13 protein-coding genes and 1 pseudogene are annotated in these 25,327 nt (G+C 74.8%); 8 read left to right on the top strand and 6 right to left on the bottom strand.

What is annotated here, in order from left to right:
- Positions 1 to 212: 212 nt before the first annotated feature.
- The 3 genes from ABTY61_RS37410 to ABTY61_RS37400 all read right to left on the bottom strand — a co-directional run bounded on the left by ABTY61_RS37410 (position 213) and on the right by ABTY61_RS37400 (position 16,378).
- Positions 213 to 1,685, bottom strand: coding sequence for a condensation domain-containing protein (locus ABTY61_RS37410; protein ID WP_350509657.1), 1,473 nt, complete (start codon positions 1,683 to 1,685; stop codon positions 213 to 215).
- A complete protein-coding gene (locus ABTY61_RS37405) occupies positions 1,682 to 14,863 on the bottom strand; it encodes a non-ribosomal peptide synthetase/type I polyketide synthase (RefSeq protein WP_350509656.1) in 13,182 nt (4,393 codons plus the stop codon). Before ABTY61_RS37405 ends, ABTY61_RS37410 begins: the two co-directional genes overlap by 4 nt.
- A gap of 228 nt (positions 14,864 to 15,091) precedes the next feature.
- Positions 15,092 to 16,378: an MFS transporter gene (locus ABTY61_RS37400; protein WP_350509655.1), complete on the bottom strand. Its 1,287-nt coding sequence runs from the start codon at positions 16,376 to 16,378 to the stop codon at positions 15,092 to 15,094.
- Between the two features lie 306 nt (positions 16,379 to 16,684).
- Here ABTY61_RS37400 and ABTY61_RS37395 point away from each other — a divergent pair, with 306 nt between their 5' ends.
- Entirely contained in the window at positions 16,685 to 18,049 is a 1,365-nt protein-coding gene (locus ABTY61_RS37395; protein ID WP_350509654.1) for a histidine-type phosphatase, read from the top strand.
- A 65-nt stretch (positions 18,050 to 18,114) separates the two neighbouring features.
- Here ABTY61_RS37395 and ABTY61_RS37390 read toward each other — a convergent pair whose 3' ends face one another.
- Positions 18,115 to 19,239, bottom strand: coding sequence for a DUF4190 domain-containing protein (locus ABTY61_RS37390; protein WP_350509653.1), 1,125 nt, complete (start codon positions 19,237 to 19,239; stop codon positions 18,115 to 18,117).
- 442 nt (positions 19,240 to 19,681) lie between these two features.
- Here ABTY61_RS37390 and ABTY61_RS37385 point away from each other — a divergent pair, with 442 nt between their 5' ends.
- Both ABTY61_RS37385 and ABTY61_RS37380 read left to right on the top strand, forming a co-directional pair.
- On the top strand, positions 19,682 to 20,794 hold the full coding sequence (locus tag ABTY61_RS37385; RefSeq protein ID WP_350509652.1) for an ABC transporter substrate-binding protein: 1,113 nt from the start codon (positions 19,682 to 19,684) through the stop codon (positions 20,792 to 20,794).
- A 322-nt stretch (positions 20,795 to 21,116) separates the two neighbouring features.
- The gene (locus ABTY61_RS37380) at positions 21,117 to 21,467 is read left to right on the top strand and encodes a hypothetical protein (protein WP_350509651.1); all 351 of its coding nucleotides are present in this window, start codon (positions 21,117 to 21,119) and stop codon (positions 21,465 to 21,467) included.
- A 217-nt stretch (positions 21,468 to 21,684) separates the two neighbouring features.
- On the opposite strand, the gene ABTY61_RS37375 is transcribed toward ABTY61_RS37380, so the two are convergent.
- Positions 21,685 to 21,873, bottom strand: a complete 189-nt coding sequence (locus ABTY61_RS37375; RefSeq protein ID WP_350509672.1) for an Imm21 family immunity protein — start codon at positions 21,871 to 21,873, stop codon at positions 21,685 to 21,687.
- 147 nt (positions 21,874 to 22,020) lie between these two features.
- On the opposite strand from ABTY61_RS37375, the gene ABTY61_RS37370 reads away from it, so the two are divergent.
- The 4 genes and pseudogenes from ABTY61_RS37370 to ABTY61_RS42090 form a co-directional block, all read left to right on the top strand.
- Positions 22,021 to 22,551 carry an EF-hand domain-containing protein gene (locus ABTY61_RS37370; protein WP_350509650.1) on the top strand — a complete coding sequence of 177 codons (531 nt, stop codon included), beginning with the start codon at positions 22,021 to 22,023 and terminating at the stop codon, positions 22,549 to 22,551.
- Between the two features lie 249 nt (positions 22,552 to 22,800).
- Positions 22,801 to 22,956 carry a hypothetical protein gene (locus ABTY61_RS37365; RefSeq protein ID WP_350509649.1) on the top strand — a complete coding sequence of 52 codons (156 nt, stop codon included), beginning with the start codon at positions 22,801 to 22,803 and terminating at the stop codon, positions 22,954 to 22,956.
- A gap of 171 nt (positions 22,957 to 23,127) precedes the next feature.
- Entirely contained in the window at positions 23,128 to 23,550 is a 423-nt protein-coding gene (locus tag ABTY61_RS37360; protein ID WP_350509648.1) for an effector-associated constant component EACC1, read from the top strand.
- Positions 23,550 to 24,188, top strand: a pseudogene (locus ABTY61_RS42090) (caspase, EACC1-associated type); the annotation flags it as partial. The gene ABTY61_RS37360 and the pseudogene ABTY61_RS42090, both read left to right, overlap by 1 nt.
- A 93-nt stretch (positions 24,189 to 24,281) precedes the next feature.
- Here ABTY61_RS42090 and ABTY61_RS37355 read toward each other — a convergent pair.
- Positions 24,282 to 24,563, bottom strand: coding sequence for a hypothetical protein (locus ABTY61_RS37355; RefSeq protein ID WP_350509647.1), 282 nt, complete (start codon positions 24,561 to 24,563; stop codon positions 24,282 to 24,284).
- A 323-nt stretch (positions 24,564 to 24,886) separates the two neighbouring features.
- On the opposite strand from ABTY61_RS37355, the gene ABTY61_RS37350 reads away from it, so the two are divergent.
- Complete coding sequence (locus tag ABTY61_RS37350) at positions 24,887 to 25,240, top strand: hypothetical protein (RefSeq protein ID WP_350509646.1); 354 nt, start codon at positions 24,887 to 24,889, stop codon at positions 25,238 to 25,240.
- Positions 25,241 to 25,327: the final 87 nt, after the last annotated feature.

The following is a 25,327-nucleotide window of genomic DNA, read 5'->3' as shown; positions in this document are numbered from 1 at the left end:
CGGGTCCCTCCGAAGATCGCAGCCCTGCGCCCGCCCCGCGCGCGGTGCTGGGCCGGACGGGTCGGACGGGTCGGACGGGTCGGACAACTCCCCCGACCGGTCTCCAGCACCGGGGGGAATCCCCACCATCCCTACGCCTGGTGGCCGGTCGGTCCAGTGGGTCCTGAAACGGATCCCTCGCCGGGCGGCACGCCGGGCAGCGGCCGGCACGCTCAGTCCGTCAGCTCCCGGGCCAGGTCGGCCACCATCCGTTCCAGCCAGGCCCGCACCGTCTCCGGCTCGAACAGGTCGGCGTCGTACTCGGCCTGGCCCGCGTAGCCGTCCGGGTCCGGGGTGAGGAGCACGGAGAGGTCGGCGCGGGTGGACGGGCCCGGCACGTCCTCGATCCCGACGGCCAGACCGGGGAGGTCGAGGGCGATCGCCGGGGTGCTCTGCACCGCGAGCAGGACCTGCGGGTACCCGGCCGGCAGCCCGACGCCGCGCTCGCGCAGCGGTTCGATCAGCTGGCCGAAGGGCACCTTGGCGTGGTCCAGGGCGGTGGCCACCGCCCTCGCCGCCGTGTCCACCGCGACCCCGAACCCGCCCGGCGGGCGGGTGGGCAGCCGGATCGGCAGGCCGGTGGTGAGCAGGCCGACGACCCGCTCGTCCACCGGCCGGGTGCGGTTGGCGTACGAGAGCACCACCAGGGTCTCCGCCGCCCCGGTCAGCTCGCCGAGCAGCCGGGCGTAGCCGGCCAGCAGCACCGCCGAGGCGGTGGTGGAGCGCGAGGCGGCGCAGCGGCCCACCGCCTCGGCCAGCGCCGCCGGGACGCGGAAGGCGAGGGTGCCGCCGCGCCCGGAGCGCTGGTCGGGGCGCGGCCGGTCGGCGGGCAGGTCCACCGCCGGCGGGGTGTCCCCCAGGACGTGGGCCCAGTGGTCGAGGGCTTCGGTGACGGCGGCCGGGGTGACCACGGTCCGCTCCCAGCAGGCGTGGTCGGTCATCCGGCCGGGGTCCGGCAGCGGGGCGCCGTCCCGGCGGTACAGCGCGCCCAGGTCGGCCAGCAGGGTGGCCAGCGACCAGCCGTCGACCACGATGTGGTGGAGCGACAGCAGCAGCACCCAGACGTCCTCGGCCGGGCGGAGCAGCCGGGCGCGCAGCAGCCGGGCGCCGTCCAGGTCGAACGGCAGGGCGCCCTCGGCCCGGGTGGCCTCGGCGAGCGCCTCGTCCTGCGCGGCGGGGGCGAGCGTGCGCAGGTCCTCGACCGGCAGCTCCACCGGGGTGTTCGGCCGCACCTGCTGGAGCAGGCCCAGCTCGGTGTCCTGGTAGCGGGTCCGCAGGCTCTCGTGGCGCTCGCTCAGCGCCGTGAGGGCGGCGGCCAGCCGCTCGGGGTCGAGCGACCCGCGCAGGGTGATGCGCTGGGTGATGTTCCACACCGCCGGGTCGGCGGAGCGGCCGTGCATCCGGTACAACCGGTGCTGGGCCAGCCCGGCCGGTGCGGCGGCGAGCGCCGCGCCGGAGCCGGTCAGGACGGCCAGCACCCGCTCCCGGTGCGCCCGGACGAGCCCGGCCACCTCCTGGTCCAGCGCCCCGGGCGGGGCCAGGTAGCCGAGCCGGTCGCCGGTGGTGCGCAGGACGATCCCGCGTTCGTCGAGCAGCCGGACGAGCCGGTCCCAGCCCTCGTCGGCGGTGGGCGCGGTGGCGGTCACAGGGTGCCCTCCTCGTAGGCCGGGGTCGGCCGGTCCTGGACGGCCGGGCGGTGGGCGGCCATCGCCCGGATGGTGGGGCGGCGGAAGAACTCCAGCACGCCGATCCGCAGCCCGGTGGCCTCGCGGACCCGGTTCAGCAGCCGGGTGGCGGCCAGCGAGTGGCCGCCGAGGTCGAAGAAGGACGTCTCCACGCCTGCGGGGCGGCCGAGTTCGTCTTCCCACAGCCCCTGCACAGTGCGCTCCAGCTCGGTGGCCGGGGCGACGGCGGCCAGGCCGGCGCCGAGCGGCAGCGGTTCCGGCAGGGCGGCGGTGTCGAGCTTGCCGTTGACGCTGAAGGGCAGGTCGGCGACCGTGGCCCAGAGCCCGGGCACCATGTGCTCGGGCAGCAGGTCGGCCAGCCGGTCGCGCACCCGGGGCAGGTCGGCTGCCGCGCACTGGACGTACCCGGCCAGTGCGGTGCCCGTCGCGGTCCGGCGTCCCGTCACCGCAGCGCCGCGCACGCCCGGTACGGTCCGCAGCACGGTCTCGACCTCGCCCGGTTCGATCCGGTAGCCGCGCACCTTGACCTGGCGGTCGGCCCGGCCGAGGTACTCCAGGGTGCCGTCCGGCCGCCACCGGCCGAGGTCGCCGGTGCGGTAGCGGCGGCCCTCCGGGGTGTCGGTGAAGACGGCGGCGCTCTCCCGTGCCCGGCCGGGGTAGCCGAGCCCGACCTGGACGCCGAGCACGTGGATCTCACCGACCGCCCCGGCCGGGACGGGGCGTCCGGCGGCGTCCAGCAGCACGATCCGGGTGCCCGGCACCGGGCGGCCGATCGAGACGTGGTCCGGTCCGTCCGGGGTGGCCTCGCCGGCCGTGACCCCGTGGGTCTCGGTGGGGCCGTAGTGGTTCAGCAGCCGGCAGCCGGGGTTGCGGGCCAGGAACGCCCGCAGCGCGGGGGTCAGCAGCAACTGCTCGCCGCCCTGGACCAGTTCGCGCAGGTGGGGCACCGGTTCGTCGCCGAGCGCCGCGACCAGCGCGGCCAGCGGGGTGTACGGCAGGTGCAGCCGCTCGGCCCGGGTGGCGCGGACGACGGCGGCCAGCGCGGTGATGTCGTAGCGGGTCTCCTCCTCGATCAGCAGCAGGGTGCCGCCGCCGGCCAGCGTGGTCAGCACCTCCTGGATGCTGACGTCGAACCCGCAGGAGGCGTACTGCAGGGTGCGGGCGGCCGGGTGCTCGGCGGTGTTCCAGGCGATCAGCGAGGCCAGGCCGAGGGTGTGCATCAGCACGCCCTTCGGGCGGCCGGTGGAGCCGGAGGTGTACAGCAGGTAGGCGGCGGCCCGCGCCGAGGGGACGGGCAGCGGCGGCAGCGGCAGTTCGGCCCCGCCCACGGGCTCGGTGTCGGTGTCGGTGTCGGTTTGGACGGTCGGCAGCGAAATGCCCATCAGGTCCGTGCCCGGGGCGGTGAGCAGCACCGTCGGCGCGCTGTCGGCGGCGATCAGCCGGCAGCGCTCGGCGCCCTGCACCGGGTCGATCGGCACGAGCACGGCGCCCAGCCGCAGCACGGCCAGCAGCGCGGCCACCTGGTCCACCGAGCGCGGCAGCAGCACTCCCACCCGGCTCCCCTCGCGCACCCCGGCGGCGAGCAGCCGGCGGGCCAGTTCCTCGGCCCGGGCGTACAGGCTCCGGTAGTCGGTCTCCGTCCCGTCGACGGCGACCACCGCGACGGCGTCCGGACGGGCGGCCGCGGTGGCGGCCACTGTGGCCAGCGGGTGCGCGGGCGCCCGCTGCGCCTCGGGCCCGCACTCCAGGGCGGGGTCGGCCGGGGCGGCCGCCAGCTCGATCAGCGGCCGGGCCGGGTCGGCGACGGCGGCGGTGAGCAGCCGCTCGAAGGCGTCGAACAGCCGGTCCACGGTGGCCCGGTCGAACAGGGTCTCGGCGTACTCCACGTGGCAGCGGATGCCGTCCGGGAGGTTGGTCAGGAAGAGCGACAGGTCGAACGCGGAGCGGTCGACCACGTGGTCCAGCGGGCGGGCGGTCACCCCGGGCAGGTCCAGCTCGAAGACGGCGTGGTTCTCGAACTCGACCATGACCTGGAAGAGCGGGTTGCGGCTGGTGTCCCGCTGCGGGTTCAGCTCCTGCACCAGGACCTCGAAGGGCAGTTCCTGGTGCTCGTAGCCGTCCAGCGCGGCGGAGCGGACCCGGTCCAGCGCCTCGGCGAAGTCCGGCTCGCCGGAGAGGTCCAGCCGCAGCGCGAGGGTGTTGACGAAGAAGCCGACCAGGTCCTCGGTGCCGTCCGCCCGGTTGGCCAGCGGAGTGCCCAGCACCACCTCGTCCTGGCCGGCGTAGCGCTGCAGCACCCCGGCGAAGGCGGTGAGCAGCACCATGAACAGGGTCGAGCGCCGACTGCGGGCCAACTCCCGCACACCCGAAGAGAGTTCCCGGGGCAGGTGGCGGACGTGGGCGCGGCCGCGGCCGTCCGGCACCGCGGGGCGGGGGCGGTCGGTGGGCAGGGTCAGCACCGGCAGGTCGCCGCCGAGCACCTTGCGCCAGTACCCGAGGCTCTCCTCGTAGGCCCCGGCGGCCACCGCGGCCCGCTCCCGGGCGGCCTCGGCGGCCGGGGTGGTGGTCAGCGCGGGCAGCCGGTGGGGCCGCTGCTCCCGGGCGGCCCGGTACAGCTCCCCCAGCTCCCGGGTGATCACCACGGTGGACAGGGTGTCGATCACGATGTGGTGCATCGACAGCACCAGGACGTGCCGCTCGGGCCCGGTCTCCAGCAGCGCGGCGCGGAACAACGGGCCCTCGGCCAGGTCGAAGCGGCGGGCACCCTCGGCGGCGACCAGCGCGGCCACCGCGTCCTGGGCCGGGCCGGCCTGCGCGCCCTTCACCGCCCCGTCCACCGGGACCCGTTCCAGCACCGGGCCGTCCGGCGCCGGGAGCACCTGCTGGAACGGTTCGCCGCCCTGCTCCCGGAACACGGTGCGCAGCCCGACGTGCCGTTCGACCAGCGCCCGCAGCGCGGCGTCGAGCGCGTCCGGGTCCAGCGGGCCGGCCAGTTCGACGGCCTTGACCTCGTTGTACTGCGCCGCGTCGGGCATCATCCGGTGCAGGAACCACATCCGCTGCTGTGCGTAGGACAGCGGGGCGCCGCGCCCGGTGGAACGGCGCAGGGCGTCGATCTGCGGCAGGCCGGCGGCCACCAGGTCGGGGGCGAGCCCGAAGTCGACGAAGCAGGCGATCTCGTCCGCGCCGGCCGCCCTCAGCTCGTCGAGCACGGAGCGCACGCTGTCCGGGGTGCCGATCAGGGCGCGCGAGGCGCAGTAGCGCTCGTAGGCGCGCTCCAGCACGAACTCCAGGTCCTCCTCGGGGGTGTTCTCGAAGTCCAGGGTCAGGCCGAGACTGTTGGCCATCTGCCCGAACAGAGAGAGCGAGGAGCGCAGGTAGTGGCAGAACGGGCGGTAGGCCTGCGCGCGGGCGGTGGCGAGGTCGGCGCCCAGGTAGGTGTGGACCAGGACGACCACCCGGCCGGCCTCCGGGTCCAGGCCGTGCTCGGCCCGGGTGCGCCGGTAGAGGGCGACGTTCTCGGCGAGCTGGGCGATGTCCTGGGTCATCAGGTTGGTGATGACGCCCAGGTCGTGCCGGGCGGCCTCGCGGAAGCTGTCGGGGTTGCCGACGATCGCGGTGAACATCGGCGGCCGCTCCTGCAACGGGCGCGGGTGCAGGGTCACCTCGATCGGCTCCCCCTTGCCGTTGCGGCCGCGGTAGGGCTCGCCGCGCCACAGCGCCCGGACGGTGTCGATCTGACGGTGCATCAGTTCCTTGTGGCCGCCGTAGTTCTCGGGGAAGAACAGGAAGTCGTTGGGGTGCCAGCCGCTGGCGCAGCCCAGGCCGACCCGGCCGCCGGAGAGGTTGTCCACCACCGACCACTCCTCGGCCACCCGGACGGGGTGGTGCAGCGGCAGCACCGCGCAGCCGGCGTTGAGCCGGATCCTGCTGGTCTCCCGGGCGAGCGCGGCGGCCAGCACCGAGGGGTTGGGGAAGATCCCGCCGAAGGAGTGGAAGTGGCGCTCCGGCAGCCAGACGGCGTGGAAGTCGTGCCGGTCGGCGTAGCGGGCGCTGTCCAGGACGATGCGGTACTTCTCGTCCTCCGGGGAGTCCAGGGGGTAGTCGCCGAAGAAGTAGAGGCTGAAGTCCACCGGGCGCCGCGGGTCGCGGACCGGCTGGTACAGGTACGGCGTCGGGGCGGGCTCGGTGACCGTACGGGCTTCCTCGGTGAGCGTACGGGCTTGCGCCGCGGCGGCGGGCCCGGGCAGCCCGGCCGCCGGGCGGGGGGCCGGCAGCCGCACCCCGGGCGGGGCCGGGAAGAAGCCGCCGCGCCGCAGGCCGCGCAGCGACTCCCGGACGGCGTCGACCACGAACTCCAGGTCGCCGTCGGTGTGGGCGGTGGAGAGGAAGAAGTTGCGCCACTCCCAGACGTAGACCCCGCGGGTCAGCAGCTCCGGGAAGAACAGCTCCACGTCGGCCCGCGGCTCGAACCGGAACAGCGAGCCGAAGTGGGCCAGCCGCAGCGGGAACTCCTCCTCCTCGAAGAACCCGTTGAGAGTGGCCGCCAGTTCGTCGGTGCGGGCGTTCAGCCGCTCCTGGAGGCCGGGGCCGGCCTCCTTGAGGTGGCGCAGCACGGCGCCGGCCGCGGTCATCGCCAGCGGGTGCTGGATGTAGGTGCCGCCGAAGAAGGTGGTGTCCTTGGGCGGGTAGCTGTCGTCCCCGTAGTCCCAGTGGCCGCCGTCGATCCCGTCCAGGAGGTCGGCCCGCCCGGCGATCGCGCCGATCGGGTAGCCGCCGCCGAGCACCTTGCCGTAGGTGGAGAGGTCCGGGGTCACGCCCCAGAACCCCTCGGCGCCGCGCAGGTGGGGCCGGAAGCCGGTGAGCATCTGGTCGAAGAGCAGCACGATGCCGCGGCGGGCGGTCAGTTCGCGCAGCGAGCGGACGAACTCGACGGGTCGGCGCCCCGGGTGGCGGCTCTGCACCGGCTCGACCAGCACGGCGGCGATCCGGTCGCCGAGTTCCTCGATCACCTGGAGGCTGTGCGGATCGCCGTAGCGCAGCACCACCAGGTCGGCGACCGCGCTGCCGGGGATGCCGCTGGACACCGGGACGGTCTCCCGGTCGGCGCCGTGGCCCACCGTCCGGCCCAGGGTGTGGTCGAAGTGGCCGTGGTAGGAGCCCTCGAACACGACGATCTTGTCCCGGCCGGTGTACGCGCGGGCCAGCCGGATCGCCCCGGCGTTCGCCTCGGTGCCGGAGTTGGCGAACGCGACCCGCTCGGTGCCGGTCAGCTCGGCCAGCAGTTCGGCGGCCTCCCCGGTCTCCGGGCCGCGCGGGCCCAGCCGCAGGCCGCCGGCCAGGTGCTCGCGGACGGCCTCGGTGACGAACTCCGGGTCGTGGCCGAACAGCAGGACTCCGAAGCCCATGGTGATGTCGACGTAGGTGTTGCCGTCGAGGTCCTCCAGCCGGGAGCCGCGGGCCCGGCGGGCGGCGAGCGGGTAGAGCATCTCCTTGGTCGAGGAGCGGAAACCGACCACGGCCCGGCTGTCCGCGAGGGTGCGCCGGTGGCGGCGGGTGACCGCCTTGGAGGCGGCGGTGCGGGCGGTGAAGCGGGCGACCAGCCCGTCCACGTGGGCGCGCTGCTGCTCGGTCAGGCCTCCGGAGGCCATGCCGGACTCTCGGGCGACGGTCACCCGGGGGCCGTGCACCTGCGGGGCGGTGGGTGCGGGGGCGGGAGCTGCGGTGGCGGAGACGGCTTCGACGGCCGGGGCGGGCGCGGTGGCGAGGGCGGACGCCGACGGCACCGCCCCGGTCCCGATCCCGGCCAGCAGGCCGAGCTGGTCGCGCATCAGGTCGGAGAACTGGCCGAGCAGCGCGAGCTGGCGCTCGATCAGGCCGGTGCCGTCGGTGACCGGGGCGGGGGCCACCGGCAGCGCAGGCGCGGCCGGGGCCGCCGGGGCGACCGGGACAACCTGGACGGGCACGGCGGGCACGGCGGGCACGGCGGGCACGACCGCCTGGGGTGCCGCAGCGGGCGCCGGGGCCGGAGCCGCCTCGGGGACAGTGATCGGCTCTTGCGCCTCGGCCGGCACGAGCCCGTCCCGGACCGCCGGCTCCAGCCGCCCCGCGATCAGCCCGGCCAGCCGGGCCGGGGTGTCCGCCGCCTCGAACAGTTCGCGCATCGAGACCCGCACCCGGAAGGCCCGCTCCAGGTCCCGGATCATGTTGATCATCCCGAGCGAATCGGCGCCCAGGTCGAAGAACGGGTCGTCGGCCCCGATCGTCCCCTCGTCGTGGCCCAGCTGGCGGGCCGTCTGTTCCAGCACCCGCCGCAGCACCGCCTCCTCGGCGAGCTGCTCGGGGCTCGCGGCGGGCGCCGCCGCGACGGGGTCCGGGGCGGTCTGCTGGGGCGGCGGTGCCTGGTGCATGGCGGGGTCCTCGGTGGTCGGCCGGTCGGGGGCGGTGAACCAGTGGCGGCGGCGCTGGAAGACGGTGGTCGGCAGCGGCACCCGGCGGGCCGGGCCGTCCGGCCAGTCGCGGGCGGCGGCGTAGCGCGCCCAGTCGACCGGGACGCCGTGCGACCACAGCGCGGCGGCTGCGGCGGCGAACTGCCGCTCCGGCGGCGCGCCGCGCCGGGCGGCGGCCAGGAAGTGGCGGTGCGGCAGCTCCCGGCGGCCCATGCCGGTGAGCGTCGGGTGCGGGCCGAGCTCCAGGAAGAGCTCGTGGCCCTGTCCGTCCAGGGCGGCCAGCACCAGGTCGAAGCGGGCGGTCTCCCGGGTCTGCCGCACGAAGTAGTCGGGTGTGGGCACGGTGCCGGGGGCCAGCACCTCGCCGCCCAGGTTGCTCACCAGCGGTACGGCCAGCGGCCGCAGGCGCAGCCGGGCGAGCTGCTCGCGGAACGGTTCGAGCACCGGGTCGAGCAGCCGGGAGTGGAACGCCCGGTCGGTGGCGAGCCGTTCGGTGCTCACACCCTCGGCGGCCAGCACCGCTTCTGCCGCCGCGGTCTCCTGCGGCGGGCCGGACAGCACGCACTGGCCGGCGCCGTTGACCACGGCGAGCTCCACCCCGGGCAGCCGCCCGGCGAGTTCGGCGAGCCGCTGCGGGCCGGCCATCACCGCCGTCATGGCGCCGGGTGCGGTGGCCCGGTGCATCAGCCGGCCGCGCAGCGCGGTGAGGAACATCCCGTCGGCGAGGTCGAGCGCGCCCGCCGCGTGGAAGGCCGCGTACTCGCCGGCGCTGTGCCCGGCGACCGCGGCCGGGTGGAGCCCGAGCTCCTGCCAGAGCCGGAAGTGGGCCGCTTGCAGGGCGAACAGCGCGGGCTGCGCCGCCTCGGTGGTCCAGTCGTCGGCGGCGGCTCGGGGCACGGCGTCGAGCAGCAGCGGCAGCAGGGGTTCGTCCCAGGCCTCGCGGTGCAGCCGGTCGCACTCCTCCAGGACGGCCCGGAAGACCGGGAAGGCGCGGTGGAGTTCGGCGGCCATGCCCCGGTACTGGGCGCCCTGGCCGGTGAAGAGCAGCACCGGCCGGACGTCGGCGCGCTGGGCCTCGCGACGGACCGGTACGGCTCCGGAGGTGCGGCCCGCCAGGTGGGCCTCCAGCCCCCGGACCAGTTCCTCGGGGCCGACGCCGGTGACGGCCAGGCGGTGGCGCAGCGCGCGGCGCCCGCCGCCCAGGGTGAGCGGCAGGTCGCCGGGGGCGGGGGCGGGCCCGTGGGCGAGGCGGTCGCGGAGCAGTCCGGCCAGGTCGGTCAGGCCCTGTTCGGTGCGGGCGGACAGCGGCAGCACGGTCGGGACCTGCCGGGGGCCGTCGGCGCCGTGCGGCGCGGCCGTCGCCGGTGCCTCCTCCAGCACCAGGTGGGCGTTGGTGCCGCCGACGCCGAGCGCGCTGACCCCGGCCCGGCGCGGGGTGGCGCCGGCCGGCCAGGCGCGGCGCTCGGCGGAGAGCCGGAACGGGCTTCCGTCGAGTTCCAGCGCGGGGTTGGGGCGGCTGAAGTTGACCAGCGGCGGGATGGTGCCGTGCCGCAGCACCAGCAGGGCCTTGATCAGCCCGGCCAGTCCGGCGCAGGTGTCCAGGTGGCCGATGTTGGGCTTCACCGAGCCGAGCGCGCAGAAGTCGGCGGCCTGCGTCCGGGCCCGGAACGCCTGGGCCAGCGCCCGGAACTCGATCGGGTCGCCCAGCGGGGTGCCGGTGCCGTGCGCCTCGATGTAGCCGACGCTCTCGGCCGGCACCCCGGCCAGGTCGAGCGCCCGGCCGACCACCGCCGCCTGGCCGTCCACGCTGGGCGCGGTGTAGCCGACCTTGAGCCCGCCGTCGTTGTTGACGGCCGAGGCGAGGATCACGCCGTGCACCGTGTCGCCGTCCGCGAGCGCCCGGTCCAGGCGTTTGAGCAGGACGGCCGCGACCCCGTTGCCGCCGACGGTGCCGGCGGCCTCCGCGTCGAAGGCCCGGCACTCGCCGTCGGGGGCGAGGATCGAGCCCTCCTCGTAGCGGTATCCGGCGGCCTGCGGGATGTGCAGGGCGGCGGCCCCGGCGAGGGCCAGGTCGCAGTCGCCGGCCAGCAGCGACTGGGCCGCCAGGTGCACCGCGACCAGCGAGGTGGAGCAGGCGGTCTGCACACCGACCGCCGGGCCGGTCAGGCCCAGCCGGTAGGCGACCCGGGTGGCCGCGAAGTCGGCCTGGTTGCCGATCGCGGTCTGCAGCGCGGACACCGGCTGGGCCGGGTCGACGGTGGCGGCCAGGGTGTGCTGGTAGTAGGTGCGCAGCGCGTACAGGGTCATCCCGGTGCCGGCGAAGACCCCGACCCGGCGGTGCGGGTCGGGGGCGTCGTAGCCGCCGTCCTCCAGGGCCTGTCGGCAGATCTCCAGCAGCAGGCGCTGCTGGGGGTCCATCAGCGCGGCCTCGGTGCCGCTGATGCCGAAGGCCTCGGCGTCGAACCGGTCGGCGTCGGGCAGCGCTCCGGACACCGGGACGAAGTCGGGGTGACGGTACTCCTCGGGGCGCAGTCCGGCGGCCGCCAGCTCCTCCTCGGTGAACCGGGTGGTGCTGCAGACCCCGTCGACGATGTTGCGCCAGTACTGCTCGGGGGTTTCGGCGCCGGGGAAGCGCAGGGCCAGGCCGACGATGGCCACCCGGCGGTCTCCGCCGTCCGGGGCGGCGGGCGCGGTGGCGGGCGCGGTGACAGCGGGCGCGGTGACAGCGGCCGGGACCCCGGCGGGCGCCTCGGTCAGGTGGGCGATCAGGGCGTCCACGGTGGGGTGCCGGAACAGTTCGGTGGGCGCCGGGGGCGCGGGCAGGGCAGCACTCAGCGCACCGTGCACCCGCATCAACTGCAGGGAGCCGATACCGAGTTCGGTCAGCGGACGGGCCGGGTCCAACGGGGCGTCGAGGACCGCCTCGAAGGCGTCCAGCACGGTCCGGCGCAGCTCTGCGGTGGCGGGCGAGGCCGCAGCGGGGACGGGCTCGGCGGTCCGCCGCTCCGGCCGCTCCCGGTCCGTACGGCCGGCGGGCGCCTCCGGAACCGGCCGGGGTGCGGTGGCCAGCAGGTGGCGGCGGGCGGCGGGGGCGCTCGGCTCGGGCCCGGCGTACCAGCGGCCCGGCGGGCCGGACAGCAGCAGGGTGGCCAGTCGGCGGCCGTGCGCGGCGCTCAGCACGGCGATGCCCCGGGCGGCGGAGGCCTGCTCGTGGTCGGTGGCGCGGTTCATCCCGACCCGGCTCCACAGGCCCCAGGAGACCGTCCAGGCCGGGGCGCCGGTCTCCCGGTGCAGCCGCTCGACCGCGCTCTCCAGGTAGCGGTTGGCGGCGGCGTACGCGGTGGAGCCGACGGCCTCCTGGAAGCCGACCATCGAGGAGAAGCCGACGAACTGGGCGCCGGGCCGCTGCCGGACGAGCTCGACGAGGTGGTCCGTGCCGGTGGTCTTGGCGCGCACCGCCTCGCGCCAGTCCTCGGGGCCGGTGCCGGAGAGCAGGGCGATCCGGTAGGCGCCGGCCAGGTGGAGCACGCCGTCCAGCGGCGCTCCCCAGTCCCGTTCGGCCTCGGCGACCACCGCCGCGAGCTGCTCGCGGTCCGTCACATCGGCGCGGCGGTAGTCGACCCGGCCGCCGTAGCCGGACAGCCGGTGCAGCGCGGCGCGGCGTTCGGCCGCCTCGGCGGTCGGCGCGTCCAGGTCGGTGCGGCCGACCAGCAGCAGCCGGGCGCCGTGGTCGCGCAGCAGGCCGGGCAGCAGTTCGGCGGCGATCCCGCCGAGCCCGCCGGTGACCAGGTAGCGGGCGCCGGGCGAGAGCAGCGAGCAGCCCTCGGCGCCGGCCCCCGCGTCGGGGCCCGCGTCGGTGGCGGGACCGACCGGGCCGAGCCGGGGCACCCACGGGCGGCCCTCGCGCCAGGCGCACTCTGGCTCCGGCCGGGGCTCGGCCAGCAGGGCGAGCAGCGCGGCGGCCTGCTCGGCAGGTGGCAGGCCCGTCGGCAGGTCGATGTGCCGGGCGGCCGGCACCAGTTGCTCGGCTCTGCCGCCGGCGGTCAGCGCCGCCGTCAACGCCGCTGCCGGGTCCGGGAGTTCACCTGGCAGCACGGCGTGCAGTCCGACGCTGACGGTGACCAGCTCGCCGGTCGGCGGCCGCTCGGCGAGGGCCCGCAGCAGGGCGAGCAGGGCTTGGTCCGGCGGAACGGCGTCCACGGGCCCGCCGGTTGCGCCCCACAGGTGGAGCACCCGCCCGGGCCGCTGCTCGCCGAGCGCCCGCAGCCACTGCGCCGGGTCGGCGGTCGGCGGCTGCTCCACCACCACGGCCCCCGGCAGGGCGGCGCACAGCGCCCCGGTGAGGGTTCCGGGGCCGGCCGGGCCGAGCAGCAGGGTCGTCCGGGCCGCCGCGGCGTCGGGGACCTCGGGGACGTCCGGCACCGGACGAGGTTCCCAGACGGTCCGGCGCACACAGTCCGGCAGGGTGCGGGCGTTGGCCTCCGCCAGGTCCAACGCCACGATGTGCTCGTCGAGTTCGCCGTCGAGCAGCCGCTCGCGCAGGGCGGTGCGCTGGATCTTGCCGCTGGTGGTGCGCGGGAACCCGGCCGCCGGCACCGGCAGCACCAGCACGGGGGCGGGCTGTCGCCGGGCGGCCAGCAGCCGGCGCACCTCGGCGGCCACCGGGGCCGCGGGGGCGTCCGGCTCCTCCGGCACATAGGCGATCACCAGTTGCTCGGTGCCGGTGCGTTCGTCCGGGACCCCGAAGGCGGCGACGTGCCCGGAGCGCACCCCCGCCACCGAGGCGACCACGTCCTCCAGTTCGTGGCAGAAGTGGTGCACCCCGTTGACGATGATGATCTCCTTGCGCCGGCCGGTGAGCACCACCTCCCCGTCGGCCAGGAAGGCGAGGTCCCCGGTGTCGAACCAGCCGTCGCCGACGAAGGACTCCCGGTCGGCGGCCGGGTTGTTCAGGTAACCCGGGGTCACCCGGCCGGAATTGACCTGGAGCCGGCCGACCCAGTGCTCGGGCAGGGCCCGGCCGTCCTCGCCCGCGACCCGCATCCTGGCCCCGGGGGCGGGGCGCCCCATGCTGAGGAAGGCGGTGCCGCGCTCCGGGGAGTCCGGGTCCGCCGGCTCCAGCCGGCCGGTCAGCGAGTCGGTGCGCACCAGGCGGCGGGCGCCGTCCTCGTGGTAGCGCTTGTAGGTGACGACGGTGCAGGTCTCGGCCATGCCCCAGCCGAGCAGCACGTGCTCCGCCCGGACGCCGAACGGTGCAGTGGCGGCCAGGAATTCGTCCAGCACCGCCTCGGTGCACTGCTCCCCCGCGTTGATCAGGGACTTGACCGAGGAGAGGTCCCAGCGCCGCCCGGGGCCGGCCGCCCGCACCGCCTCGGCGACCAGCCGGTAGCCGAAGTTGGGCGACCAGGAGTGCGCACCCCGGTAGCGCTCCAGCGTGTCCAGCCAGACCAGCGGATCGGCGAGCACCAGTTCGGTCGGCACCTGCACCTGGTCGGCGGCCAGTGCCACGTCGCGCAGGTGGAACATCAGCAGCCCGGCGACGTGGTCCAGCGGCAGCCAGTTGACGGTGACGTCCTCGGGCGCGTTGCCCTGGGCGACCGCGCCGGCCACGTACTCCAGGATGCCGCGGTGGGTGATCTGCACCGCCTTGGAGCGGCCGGTACTGCCGGAGGAGAGCTGGAGGATCGCGACGTCGCCCGGGTCCGGGGTGTGCTCGGCGCCGATGCGGGCGGACGGGGCGGCGCCGTCGGCGGACGGGGCGGCGCCGTCGGCGGGCCGGTCGACCGCGATGACCCGCAGGCCGGGCGCCGGGTAGAGCTCCCCGAGCCGGGCCAGGCCCGCCACCGCCGGGCCGGCGGCGAGCACCGGCGGCTCCTCCAGGGTCTGCCACGCGTGCCAGAGCTTCTCCAGGACGGGGTCGGGCTGGTCGTACCCGGGCGGGCGGGCCACCGTGACCGGCTGCACCCCGCCCAGCAGACAGGCCCACAGGGTGGCGAAGTAGTCCTCCGGGTCCGGTACTTGGAGAATCACCCGGTCGCCCGCCCGTAGCCCGGCGGAGGTCAGCAGGGCGAGGGTCTCCCGGGCCCGGTCCAGCAGCCGGCGGTAGCTCAGGGCGGTCGCCCCGCCATCGGCCCGGACCAGGTGCAGGCCGCGTTCGGGGTGCCGCTCGGCGGCGCGCAGCAGCGCCTCGGGCAGGGTGCGCGGCGCGTCCGGCGCCGGAGCGGGCAGCGGGGCGCCGACCGCCTCGACTCCGGGGCCCTCGGGGGTGGCACCGTCGGGGGCGGCCGTCGAACCGTCCGGGGCGGGGCGGGCGGCGGCTCCGTTGGCCCCGAACGGCCGCCAGTGCGCGGTGAGTTCGCGCAGGTGGCGCAGGGCGGGCCCGGGCCCGGCCGGCGGCCGGGCCGTCGCGGCGCCGAGGGCGGCGCGGTCGGGCTCGCCGTCCGGGGTCCGGACGATGCCGTCCAGGAGGTGGACCACGGCGCCCGGGTCGGCGTCCAACAGGGCGGCGGCGGCCCGGCGGCGCAGCGCGGCGGGGTCGGTGTCGGCGGCGGGCACCAGGTAGGCCAGCAGGCCGGGACGGCCGTCGGCGCGCTCGACCGGGAGCAGCGCGCAGTCGGCGACCTCGGCACGCACCAGCAGCCGGGCCTCCAGGGCGCGCAGCCGGGCACGCTCGGAACCGGTGGAGCTCATCAGCTACGGCACCTTTCGGATCGGTGCGGGGCGTGCGCGGGTGGGGCTGCCCCGGGTCTCGGAGGGTGGGGGGGATCGGGGTGGCCTGCGGCCCGGTGGGGCGTCGGCGGATCCGGTGGCGCGGTCTTCGTGGGCGTGGTGATGGGCGGTGCGGTGACATGCGTTGACGTGCGGTGACATGCGATGCGGTGACGTGCGGCGCGGAAGTACGAGGCCCTGCAATGGTTTTCAGCGTTTGCGCGACCGGGTGACGTGGACCAGGAAGCCCATCGCCAGCACGATCGGGACGGCGTGCGAGACGCCGACCACGGTCAGCGGGCTGAGCAGCGACAGCAGCGTTCCGCTGAGCAGCATCCCCGCGCCCATGCCGACGTTCTCGGCGGAGGCCAGCAACCCGAAGGCCTGGCCGCGCCGTTCGTCGGCGAGGGCCTGGATCCGGGTGGTGTACGAGATCTCGGTGAAGCCGTCGCCGAACCCCGCGCCGATCGCCACCAGCAGGAACAGCGGGGTCGGCAGTCCGGTGAAGATCAGGATGAAGCAGCCGGACATCAGGCAGGTGCCCAGCGCGAAGGCGCGCTCGCCCGGTTCGATGCCCCGGCACAGCATGAGCCGGGAGACCAGCTGCTGGGCGCCGAGGTTGCCCACCGCCCAGGTGGCCCAGAACATGCCCAGCAGTGCGGCCGGATTGCCGGGGTCGTGCTGGTTGGCGAAGACCGGCAGGCCGATGTTGTGCGCGGCCGAGCCGAAGGCGTCCAGCAGCCGGATCGCCGCCATCGCGCCGACCACGGGAGCGGCGCGCAGCACGATCAGTGCCTGCCACCGGCTGCCGAATCGTTTCGCCTTGCCGGCGCCAGTGTCGGCGCCACTGTCGGTGTCGGCGTCGATGTCGGCGACGGGCCGCTCGGCCGGTTCGGGCCGGGTGCGCAGCGGCAGCCGGACCACCACGGCGGCGAACACCACGAAGCTGGAGGCGTCGATCAGCAGCGCCGCGCGGAACCCGGCCCAGGCGACCACCACGCCCGCGGAGGCGAAGCCGAGCACCATGGCGGCCGAACGACAGGTCGCCATCAGGCTGTTGGCCCGGGCCCGGCGCTCGGCGCCGACCATCTCCGGGATGCTGGTGCGCAGCGCGACGGCGCACACCGCGGCCGCGCCGCCGAAGACCAGCGCGAGCGGGTAGAGCACCGGGATGCGCAAAGAGACCGGGGCGAGCGCCACCACGACCAGGGCCACCGCCTGGGCCAGCGCGCAGCCGGTCATCAGTCGCCGCCGGTCGACCCGGGCCACGAGCCGTCCGGCGACCATTCCCCCGGCGAAACCGCCGGTCAGCCGCAGGATCAGGTACCCGGCCGTGCCGAGCGCATTGCCCGCCGCCTCGTACGCGAACAGGCTGAGCGCCACCAGGTCGAGCTGGCTCCCGTAGGTGGACAGGGCGTCGCCGAGCGCCAGCCGGTAGAACACCCGAGGCAGCTTCTCGGTGGTCTGGTGCGGTACTTCCTGTGCAGTGTCCGGCACCGGTCCCCCAGGCACGCCGCGTCGATCGCCTCAGTGTGACATTGCACCGCAATCTAGGAGCCGCCCGGCCGTAGATCAAGAGCTTGATCGTGCACTGTCCGAAAGATCGCGAGTTCGGCCGACTCGGGGCCATCTTTCCGGCCAGGCTGGCGAGTTGCCGCCGGTGGCACGTCAACTCCCGTTCACGTGGACATGCCAGCATGCGCGCGGCCGACAGCGCCGACAGCGCCGACAGCGCCGACAGCGCCGAAACCCCCGGCCACCCGACCCGCCCCACCCCCGCCCGACCCGCCCCGGAGGACCGCCGTGAAGCGCACCCCCGCCCTCTCCGCCGCCCTGGCCCTCACCCTGGCCATCGGCACCCTGTCCAGCGCGGGCGCCGCCTCCGCCCACGACCACCCCGGCCCCGACCGGCACGGCCGCTACGGGACCAAGACCCCCTACCAGCCGCAAGGCGATCCGGCCGACTACCAGCAACCCCCGCGGGGCTTCCGTCCGGTCTTCACCGAGAACGTCGCCCGCCACGGCTCCCGGGCCATGACGGGCAGCGAGGACGGCGACGCCGTGCTCGCCGTCCTGGTCCGGGCCGAGGAGCAGGACGCCCTCACCGGCCTCGGGGCCGAACTCGCCCCACAGGTGCGGTCGCTGCTGACCGCCGCCGCCACCCTCGGCTACGGCAACCTCTCCGCCCTCGGCGCCCGGGAACACCGGCAGACGGCACTGCGCCTCGAACAGCGGCTGCCGTCCCTGTTCCGGACGATCGTCGCCGACCGGGAGCCCGTCGTGGTGGAGACCTCGGGCGTCCCGCGCGCCGTGGCCAGCGCCGACGCCTTCACCGCCGGCCTGACCGCCGGCGAACCGGAGCTGGCGGGCCTGATCAAGGCCCCGGTCACCGACAAGGACCTGCTGTACTTCCACAAGCAGCCGCAGAACGCCGACTACCGGGCCTACCTGGCGGACGACCCCGACCTGGCCGCGGTCCTCGCCCGGAACGACGCCGATCCGCGCACCGCCGAAGCGGCCCGGCACGCGCTCACCCGCCTCTTCCGGGCGGACTTCGTCGCGGCGCTGCCCGTCGACGAACAGGTCTCCTTCGCCCGCTCCTTGTACGAGCTCTACAGCGCGGCGCCCGATCTCGGCCTGGAGGCGCCCGAGGTCGACCTGTCCCGCTACCTCACCGGCCACGACGCCCGCTGGCTCGGCTACCTCGACGACGCCGAGGAGTTCTACCGGAAGGGCCCCGCCTTCAGCGGACGCACCATCACCTACAAGATGGCCGGCGTCCTCCTCGACGACCTCCTCGCCCAGGCCCGGGCCAGGGCCGATGGCAGCAACCACAACGGCGCGGTGCTGCGCTTCACCCACGCCGAGGAGATCGAGCCGCTCGCCGCCCTCATGGGCCTGCCCGGCAGCACCGAGGGCGCCGATCCGGCACAGCCCTACAGCTACCGGAACAACCCGTGGCGCGGCGCCGAGGTCGCGCCGATGGCCGCGAACATCCAGTGGGACCTCTACGATAACGCGCCCGCCGGCGGCAGCCCGGCCGAGCACCTGGTCCGGATGCTCTACAACGAGCAGGAGACCGACTTCAAGCCCGCCTGCCGCCCGGTCGCCGAGGGCAGCCACTTCTACCGGCTCGACGAACTCCGGCGCTGCCTCGCACACGACTGACCCCCCGAGCCTCGGGGGGATCCGAGGCTCGGGGGGTCAGGGGTCGAGGGGGTGTCGGAGACCGGTCAGCTCGGCGAGCCGGTCGGGGAACCGGTCCAGGTCACGGCCTTCCCGCCCTGCCCGGCGCCGTAGTAGACGAACTGGACGGTGAAGGGGTCCGCCGCGCCGTTCGGCAGCGCGTACGCGGACACCCCGGTGGACTCCTCGCCCGGTGCCAGCGACTTGGCGGGGAACTTCATCCGGCCGCTGCCGTCGATCAGGGTGGTGACCAGGCCGCCGTTGGCGTCATGGACGAAGGGCATCCCCGACGCGGCGAGCGAGGCGTCCTTGGAACCGGTGTTGGTGATGGTGATCCGCACCTGGATGATCGTGGTGTTCTTCGGCGCCGCGAACACGGTCTCGTCCGGGACGTACGGCTCCGGCGGGGCCATCGTGACCTTCAACCCGTCCGAGTAGGTGTAGGACTGGCCGAAGCCCAGATGGCGGGCCTTCTCGTCCGCGGCCCTCGCCTGCTGCTCCTCCGCCAACTTCTTCTTCGCGGCGTCGAGCCGCTCCTTCGCCTTCGCGGCCCGGTCCGCGGCGGCCCGGTCCTCCTCCTCGGAGCGGGCCCGGGCGGCGGCCTGCTCGGCCTTCCACTCCTGGTTCGCGGAGTGCACCTGCATGACGACGAAGACCCCGCCGCCGACCGAGACGAGCAGGCCGGTGATGCCCAGGATGACGCCCGCGAGGGCCACCCCCCGGTTGGTCGCCTCGCCCTTGCGCACGTACCCCAGGCCGATGATGCCGAAGATCAGCGCGAGCAGGGCCGGCAGCCAGGACAGCCAGAACAGGATGATCGCCAGGCTGAGGACGGTACCGACGATCCCCAGCACCATCGCCGCGACGCCCAGACCGTTGCGGGGCTGGGGTGCAGACACCGGGTACCCCGGCCAGTACGGCGGGGGCGGGTACGCACCGGCGGCCGCATCAGCCGGAGGCGGGTACGCACCGGCGGCGGCGTCGACCGGGGCCGGGGCCGGGGCGCCGACGGCGGCGGCAGGGGCACCGGCCGGCGCGGGCACGGGGGCGGGCGCGGGAGCCGACTCCGGGGCCGGCGCCTCACTCTGCCCCGGGGTCAGCGGCGCCCACGGGTCGGCGCCGGCGGGCCCCTCCCCGGACTGCGGACTGTCGGGCGGGACAGGAACGGTCATGCGGGATCCTTCGGGAACGTCGGGACGATGAGCGGCCTTCCGCCCCGGGCCAGGTCCTTCCGAAGTCCCCCGCGCCGGCGGCCCGACCTCCGCGAGACGGGCACCGGTCCGGGCCGGACCCGCGCGCGTCGGCTCCGGGACGGGAGCGCAGCGGGGTCGGCGACTGATCAACATACAGGTGCCAGGTGTCGACCCCGGCACCCGGGTCCCCCACAACCCCTCGACCACGGCCTTCCTTTGCCTGCGACCGACTGCGACCGACTGCGCCTGATTGCGCCTGATTGCAATTGACTGCGAGCGACGCCGCTTCAGGGAAAACCGCTTGCCATCCGCCCCGGCGGCGGCTGCAATGTGTCCAGCATGATCACGCGGGTGTGCCCGACCCACCGTTCGGCGCTCCCGACGCACCTGCCACCGAACCGTCAGGCGGGAGACGCCAGCGATGAGTACGCCACGACCGTCATCCGGCGCGGAGCGGGCCGACGGGTCGTCCGTGCCGATCGGCGTCCTCGTCCCGCTGAGCCGGCCGGGCTGGGTCGAGGCGGGCCGGCACCTGCTCGCCGGGCTGGAGACGGCCGTCCGCGACGTCAACGCCGCCGGCGGAATCGCCGGCCGGCCGCTCGAACTGCTGGTCCGGGACACCGCGGCCGATCCCGAGCGGGCCGCAGCGGCGGTGGACGCGCTGGCCGGCCTGGGCGTGGTCGCCCTGGCCGGGGAGTACCACAGCGTCGTCGCCCGGGCCGTGGCCGCGCGGGCGGACGCCCTCGGCCTGCCGTACCTCTGTTCCTCGGCCGTCCTCGACGCGCTCACCGACGAGCCGACGGACCGGGTCGCCCGGCTGTGCCCGGCGCAGTCCCACGGCTGGCGGATCTACGCGGACTTCCTCCTCGGCGCGGGCCACCGCCGGATCGCCGTGGCGACCCAACCGAGCGTCTACTGGGCCGCCGGGGCCCGCATCCTGCGGGAGCACCTCGCCCCGCGCGGCGGCGCCGTCGTCGAGCTGGACACCGGCGCGCTCTCCCCCGCCGACCTGTGCGGGGAGCTCGTCCGGCACCGCGCGACGGCGCTGCTCCTCCTGGTCGGCAACCCGGAGCCGGCGGTCCCGATCGTCCGGGCCGTCCGTCGTGACCAGCGCCTCGCCGAGGTCCTGATCGGCGCCCCGGCGGGGCAGCCGGAGTTCGCCGAGTGGCGGGCGCTGCTGGGCGACGAGGGCGCGGCCGTCCCCTTCCTGCGCTACCTGCCCGAACAGCTCGGCCCCGAGGGCGAACGCGTCGCGGCGGCCCTGCGGGAACGGCTCGGCGAGGCACCGTCCTTCGTCGCCTTCGAGGGCCACGACACCGTCACCGTCCTCGCCGAGCTGCTGCGTTCCACCGGCCCGGACCGCGACCGCATCGCCGCGGCCTGGCCGACGGCCACCGTCCAGGGCACCCGAGGCCCGATCCGCTTCACCCGGGCACCCGGCACCGGCGTGTGGCAATGGGCCTGGCCGCCCGTCCAGGTCGCCGACCGCGACCCGGCGGCCCCCGACGACTTCCGCGTCCTCCACACCGGCTGACCCCACCCGCCGGGGCCGACGGCCCTCAGCCCAACGCACCGAACCAGCCCACGTGGTCGACCACACCGGTCCCCAAGCACCGGAAGCCCGGACAGTCTGGTGCCGGCCTGCAGCGAAGCGCATTCCGGCTGGACGCTGTCCGACCTCCCCCGCTCGGGCCACGGACGCGAAAGGCCCGGCCGCGTCCCCTCCGATCCTTCCTCGCGCCCCTTGATCACCCCTGTGCGCCTCCGTGTCGAGGCCTGCGGAAGGAACGTTCAGTCCATGTTCGGATCGGACGGCCTACCTCCGGTTGGCCGCCTCCGAACAGAGGAAGCCCCCTATGCGTCTTCGTCTTCGTCATGCGGTCGGTGCCGCTCTCGGCGCCCTGGTTCTCACCGTGGCGATTCCCACCTCGGCCCACGCGGCCCTCGGCCGCCTCGACTACCACTACGGCCTCCCGGGAGCCACGACCACGTCGGTGCTGCTGGACCCGAGTTCCAACAAGTGCATCGACATCCCCGAGATCGTGGGGCATCCGGCCCAGAACGCCTTCAGCCCGAACAACCGCACCGACGAGGACGTGCTGCTCTACCTGGAGGAGGAATGCTTTGGTCCGAGCACGACTCTGAAGGCGGGTACGAAGGCCGGGCCCTTGCGGCTGTTCAAGTCGGTGGTCTTCCTCGCCCCGTAGCAGGACGCGCCGCAACACGCCGGGGCTCACCCCGGTCGCCCGCACGCGGGGCCGAGAACGCGTGAGCGCCCCGCCCGGAAAACCCGGGCGGGGCGCCAAAACGCAGGTCAGGCGGAATATCCACCGACCGGCGACCGGTGGGCCATGTCGGACTCGAACCGACAAGCTCCTCATTCAGCATGCCGAGCACCTCGCCACGAGGATCGCTCGTGCCGACTCACTGCTGCGGGAGGAGCCGCAATTGGACGAGAACAAGTGAGGTCAGCGGATCGGGCTCAACATGCGCCGCGCGCACGGCATAGCACCCAGGCTCCAGTGCGACGCGCAGGTGATCCTCTCCGGTGATCTCGATCCCGGACCAAACTGCATCGAACAAGAGCACCGGCCCTGATACAGCCCAGTGCAGGTCGGGCTCCCGGAGGCCGCCTTGCTGTCATGGCTTCGGTTCGCCCAACCGGGTGGGCGCACCCGCAGGTGGGGGCGGGGCGGCCGGTCGCTGGCTAGGTTGCTGGGCGAACCATCCCCGACCGGCACCGTTCATCGCGGAAGGACCATGACCATGGGCGCGTACAAGCAGAGGGTTCTTGAACTGTTCGATCTCATCGACACCAGCCGCAGCGGCTTCGTCGACCCTGGTGACCTGGCTCCGCGCTCCGAGGGGCAGAGCGCGGAGCAGGTTCAACGGGGCGAGGCGGTGGGCCGGATCGTCACGGAGATCATCCGGAGCTCCGATTCGAACAAGGACGGCAAGTTGTCCAAGGACGAGATGCTCCACTGGGTGGAGAGGACGATGGTCGGCAAGACGCCCGAGACGCTGCCCGACCCGGTCAAGAACCTCGCCCGTGCGGTCTTCGCCTTCATGGACGCCGACGGGAGCGGGAAGGTCGGCAAGGCCGAGTTCGAGAAGTACCTGAAGGCCCGCAACAGTTCCTCCGCGGGTGCCGTGGAGGAGTTTGCCAAGCTCGACGGTGACGGCGATGGGACTCTGGTGCGCAGCGACATCGACAAGGCGATCTTCCGCTTCTTCACCGCCCCGGAGTCGGACTGCCCGCAGCAGTGGCTGCGGGCGTTCTTCAAGGCCTGACACCGCCGGGCCCCTGCCGCCGGTAGCCCGCAAGGGGCGGCCGGCGGCAGGGGTGTGCGTGGCTGGCGAGCGGCCGGTTCGGGCTCGGTACACGGCACCCCCCGCCACATCCGTGGACGCCGGAAGCACGTGTGCGCCGCGGCGTGACTGCGTGGTACGGGAGTTCATCCTGCGGGTGCGGGGAACAGCTCAGCCCGCAAGCTCACCGCCCTGGGCATCCGAGCCCGACCCGCCCGCAACACCACACTGATGGAACTCTCCGCCGAACTCCCCGCTGTGGTGCTCAACCGCCTGCTCGGCCTGCACATCTCCGCAGCCGAGAAGTGGACCAAGGAGACGGCGTCCACACGCGCCGCCTACGCCGCCGAATTCGCCCGTCGTGGGAAGCGCGCGTCGTCCCGATAGCCTGGCATGCCTGACACGCTCAGGACCTTCCTTCCAGAGCGCAGATCCAGACGAACTGGTGCCGCCGTCCTGGGACGAACCACCCCAGTCCATCCATTCCGCCCCATAGATGACTGTCTGTCGGATAGCCTGTCCGGGTTATCGGGTAGTTCCGGTTGCGAGGTGGGGTCAGTGGATGTCCAGCTGACGCTGGAAGGCAGCCCGGTGGTCGGCGAGTTGGACTCGTTGCGGTCCTGGCTTGCGGGCGTGCCGGAGCTGCGCGGCCGGACGAGCCCGGTCGAGCGGCAGGTCGCCGGCACCATGGGATCGGTGATGGAGGCGCTCGCGGTCGCGCTCGGCCCTGGCGGGCTGGCGACGGGGCTGGCCACGGCGTTGTTCGCGTGGATCCGCCAGCAGCGCGCCGAAGTCACGGTGAAGGTGACGCGGCCGGACGGGACGACGCTGGACCTGTCGGCCAAGCGGGTGCAGGGGTTGACGCAGGAAGCGCTGCGCGAGCTCCTGCGGGACACAGTGCGGATGCTGGACGCCACCGAGCCACCTGCCCAGCGGGAAGTTGCCGTTCCGAACCCGGTGAATGAGGCTGACGGGCGGTGATGTCGCTGGCGCAGGAGGGCGTGCGGGTCCTCCTGATCGGCACGGGAACGCATGACGGCCCTTTTCTGGAGCCGTTGCCGAGCGTCGCAAGGACGGTGCGGGCGCTGGCGGAGCGGCTGGTGTCCCGGTGCGGTGCGGCACCCGCGAATATCCGGATGGTTCTCGACGAGCCCACTGCGGAGGGGCTGGCCAGGGCTGTTGCACAGGAAGCGGAGGCGGCGCGCGGCTGTCTGCTGATCTACTACGTCGGGCACGGGCAGATCGGGCCCGACGGGGATTTGTACCTGTCGGCGCGTGGTACAGACCGACTGACTTCGGGCCAGGAGGGCTATCAGGCGCTGTCCCTGTCGGCGGTGCGGCGGGCGGTGGACACCAGCCGGGCCACCACGGTGGCGGTCGTGCTGGACTGCTGCCACTCGGGGCGGGCCAGTCTCGGGGACCGGTCGCCGCGTCAGCAGTTCTCCCTGCCCTCGGTCCACGGGATGTATTTCATGGGGGCCGCGGACAGCCTGGCGCTGGCGCCGGTGGACGCCGAGTACACCGAGCTGACGGGCGAGCTGATCCGGCTGCTCGACCAGGGCGATCCGCGCGGTCCCCGGCAGCTGACCCTGGACAGTGCCTACGCATACCTGTTCCGGGAGATGCGAGCGAATGGCGCAGCGTCGCGAGGGTGGCTTCGGCGGCGTCTGAGAGGAAGACGTGCAGCGGCGCCGGCTGTTCGGGCTGGTCGGTCACCGGTCGCCGCCGGCGGCGCGGAGCCGGGCGAACACATCGGTGGCCGGGGTCCACTGCTGGCCGCCGATGGGTGCGGCGAGGGAGGCCGTGGCCTCGGGGCTGGTGCGCAGGACCAGGTGGTGGTGGGTGGTGATGACCTCGGCGACGGCGGCCAGGTACCGCTCGAACAGGTCGCGGTCACCGGGCAGGCCGTAGCGGGACAGCGCGGTGCGCAGCTCGTGGAGGGTGGCCGGCCGGGGTACGGCCGCGTCCTGCACCGCCGGCTCCGGACGGCTCACCGGATCGGGCCTGAGCTCGTCCGCCGGAGGTGAGGAGCGCAGGACGTGGTGGTAGCCGGCACCCCCGTCGCCGCGCCCAGGCGGGAACGGCCGCGGGTCGGCGTGAGGCCACCGCTGCGGCAGGCTCGAGGACTGCGAGTTCGGCGCTCGCCCGGATCTGGCCCGTCGGCGGGTGGATGCCCAGGGCATGAGGGCCCCACGACGCGAGTGTCGGCCCAACGTCCGGCCAACGTCGTGGTGGCGGGCTTCCGCTGACACAAGGATGGTGTCGAGCCGGCCGGTCAGCCGGTTGTCGAAACGGTCCGACACGAGGAGAGAAGCAGATGGCTCGTCGCAAGATCACACGAATCGGTGCCGTGGCGCTGGCGGCCGCGGGCCTCATCGGCGGCAGCGTCCTGGCGGCCTCGCCGGCCAGCGCGATCGGAAGCGTGCAGTGCCCGGGCGGCGGCGCGGAGGCGTACGGCATCGAGCTCTGGATACACGACAGCAGCGGCTACTGGCAGCTGTGCTACGCGGGGAGCGTCGGCACGATCTACCCCGGGGTCGGCGGTGTGTACTCGGTGACCTCGCTGTGGAACAACGGCGTCATCACGGCGAACGGTAGGAACTACAACCTCTACGCGGGCGGCAGCGTGCCCCTCAACAACGCCTACGTCTCCGCGGTCTCGATCGTCTGACGTCCGGCCGGGTGGGGGGGGGGGGGGCCGCGCCCCCCCCCCCCCCCCCCCCGCGGGGGCCCCGGCCCCCCCCCCCCCCCCGGCCCG

Source organism: Kitasatospora sp. NPDC096128, assembly GCF_040303105.1.
GTDB lineage: Bacteria > Actinomycetota > Actinomycetes > Streptomycetales > Streptomycetaceae > Kitasatospora.
The sequence above is the reverse complement of the archived record's forward strand: the minus strand, read 5'-3'. Positions and strand labels throughout refer to the sequence as shown.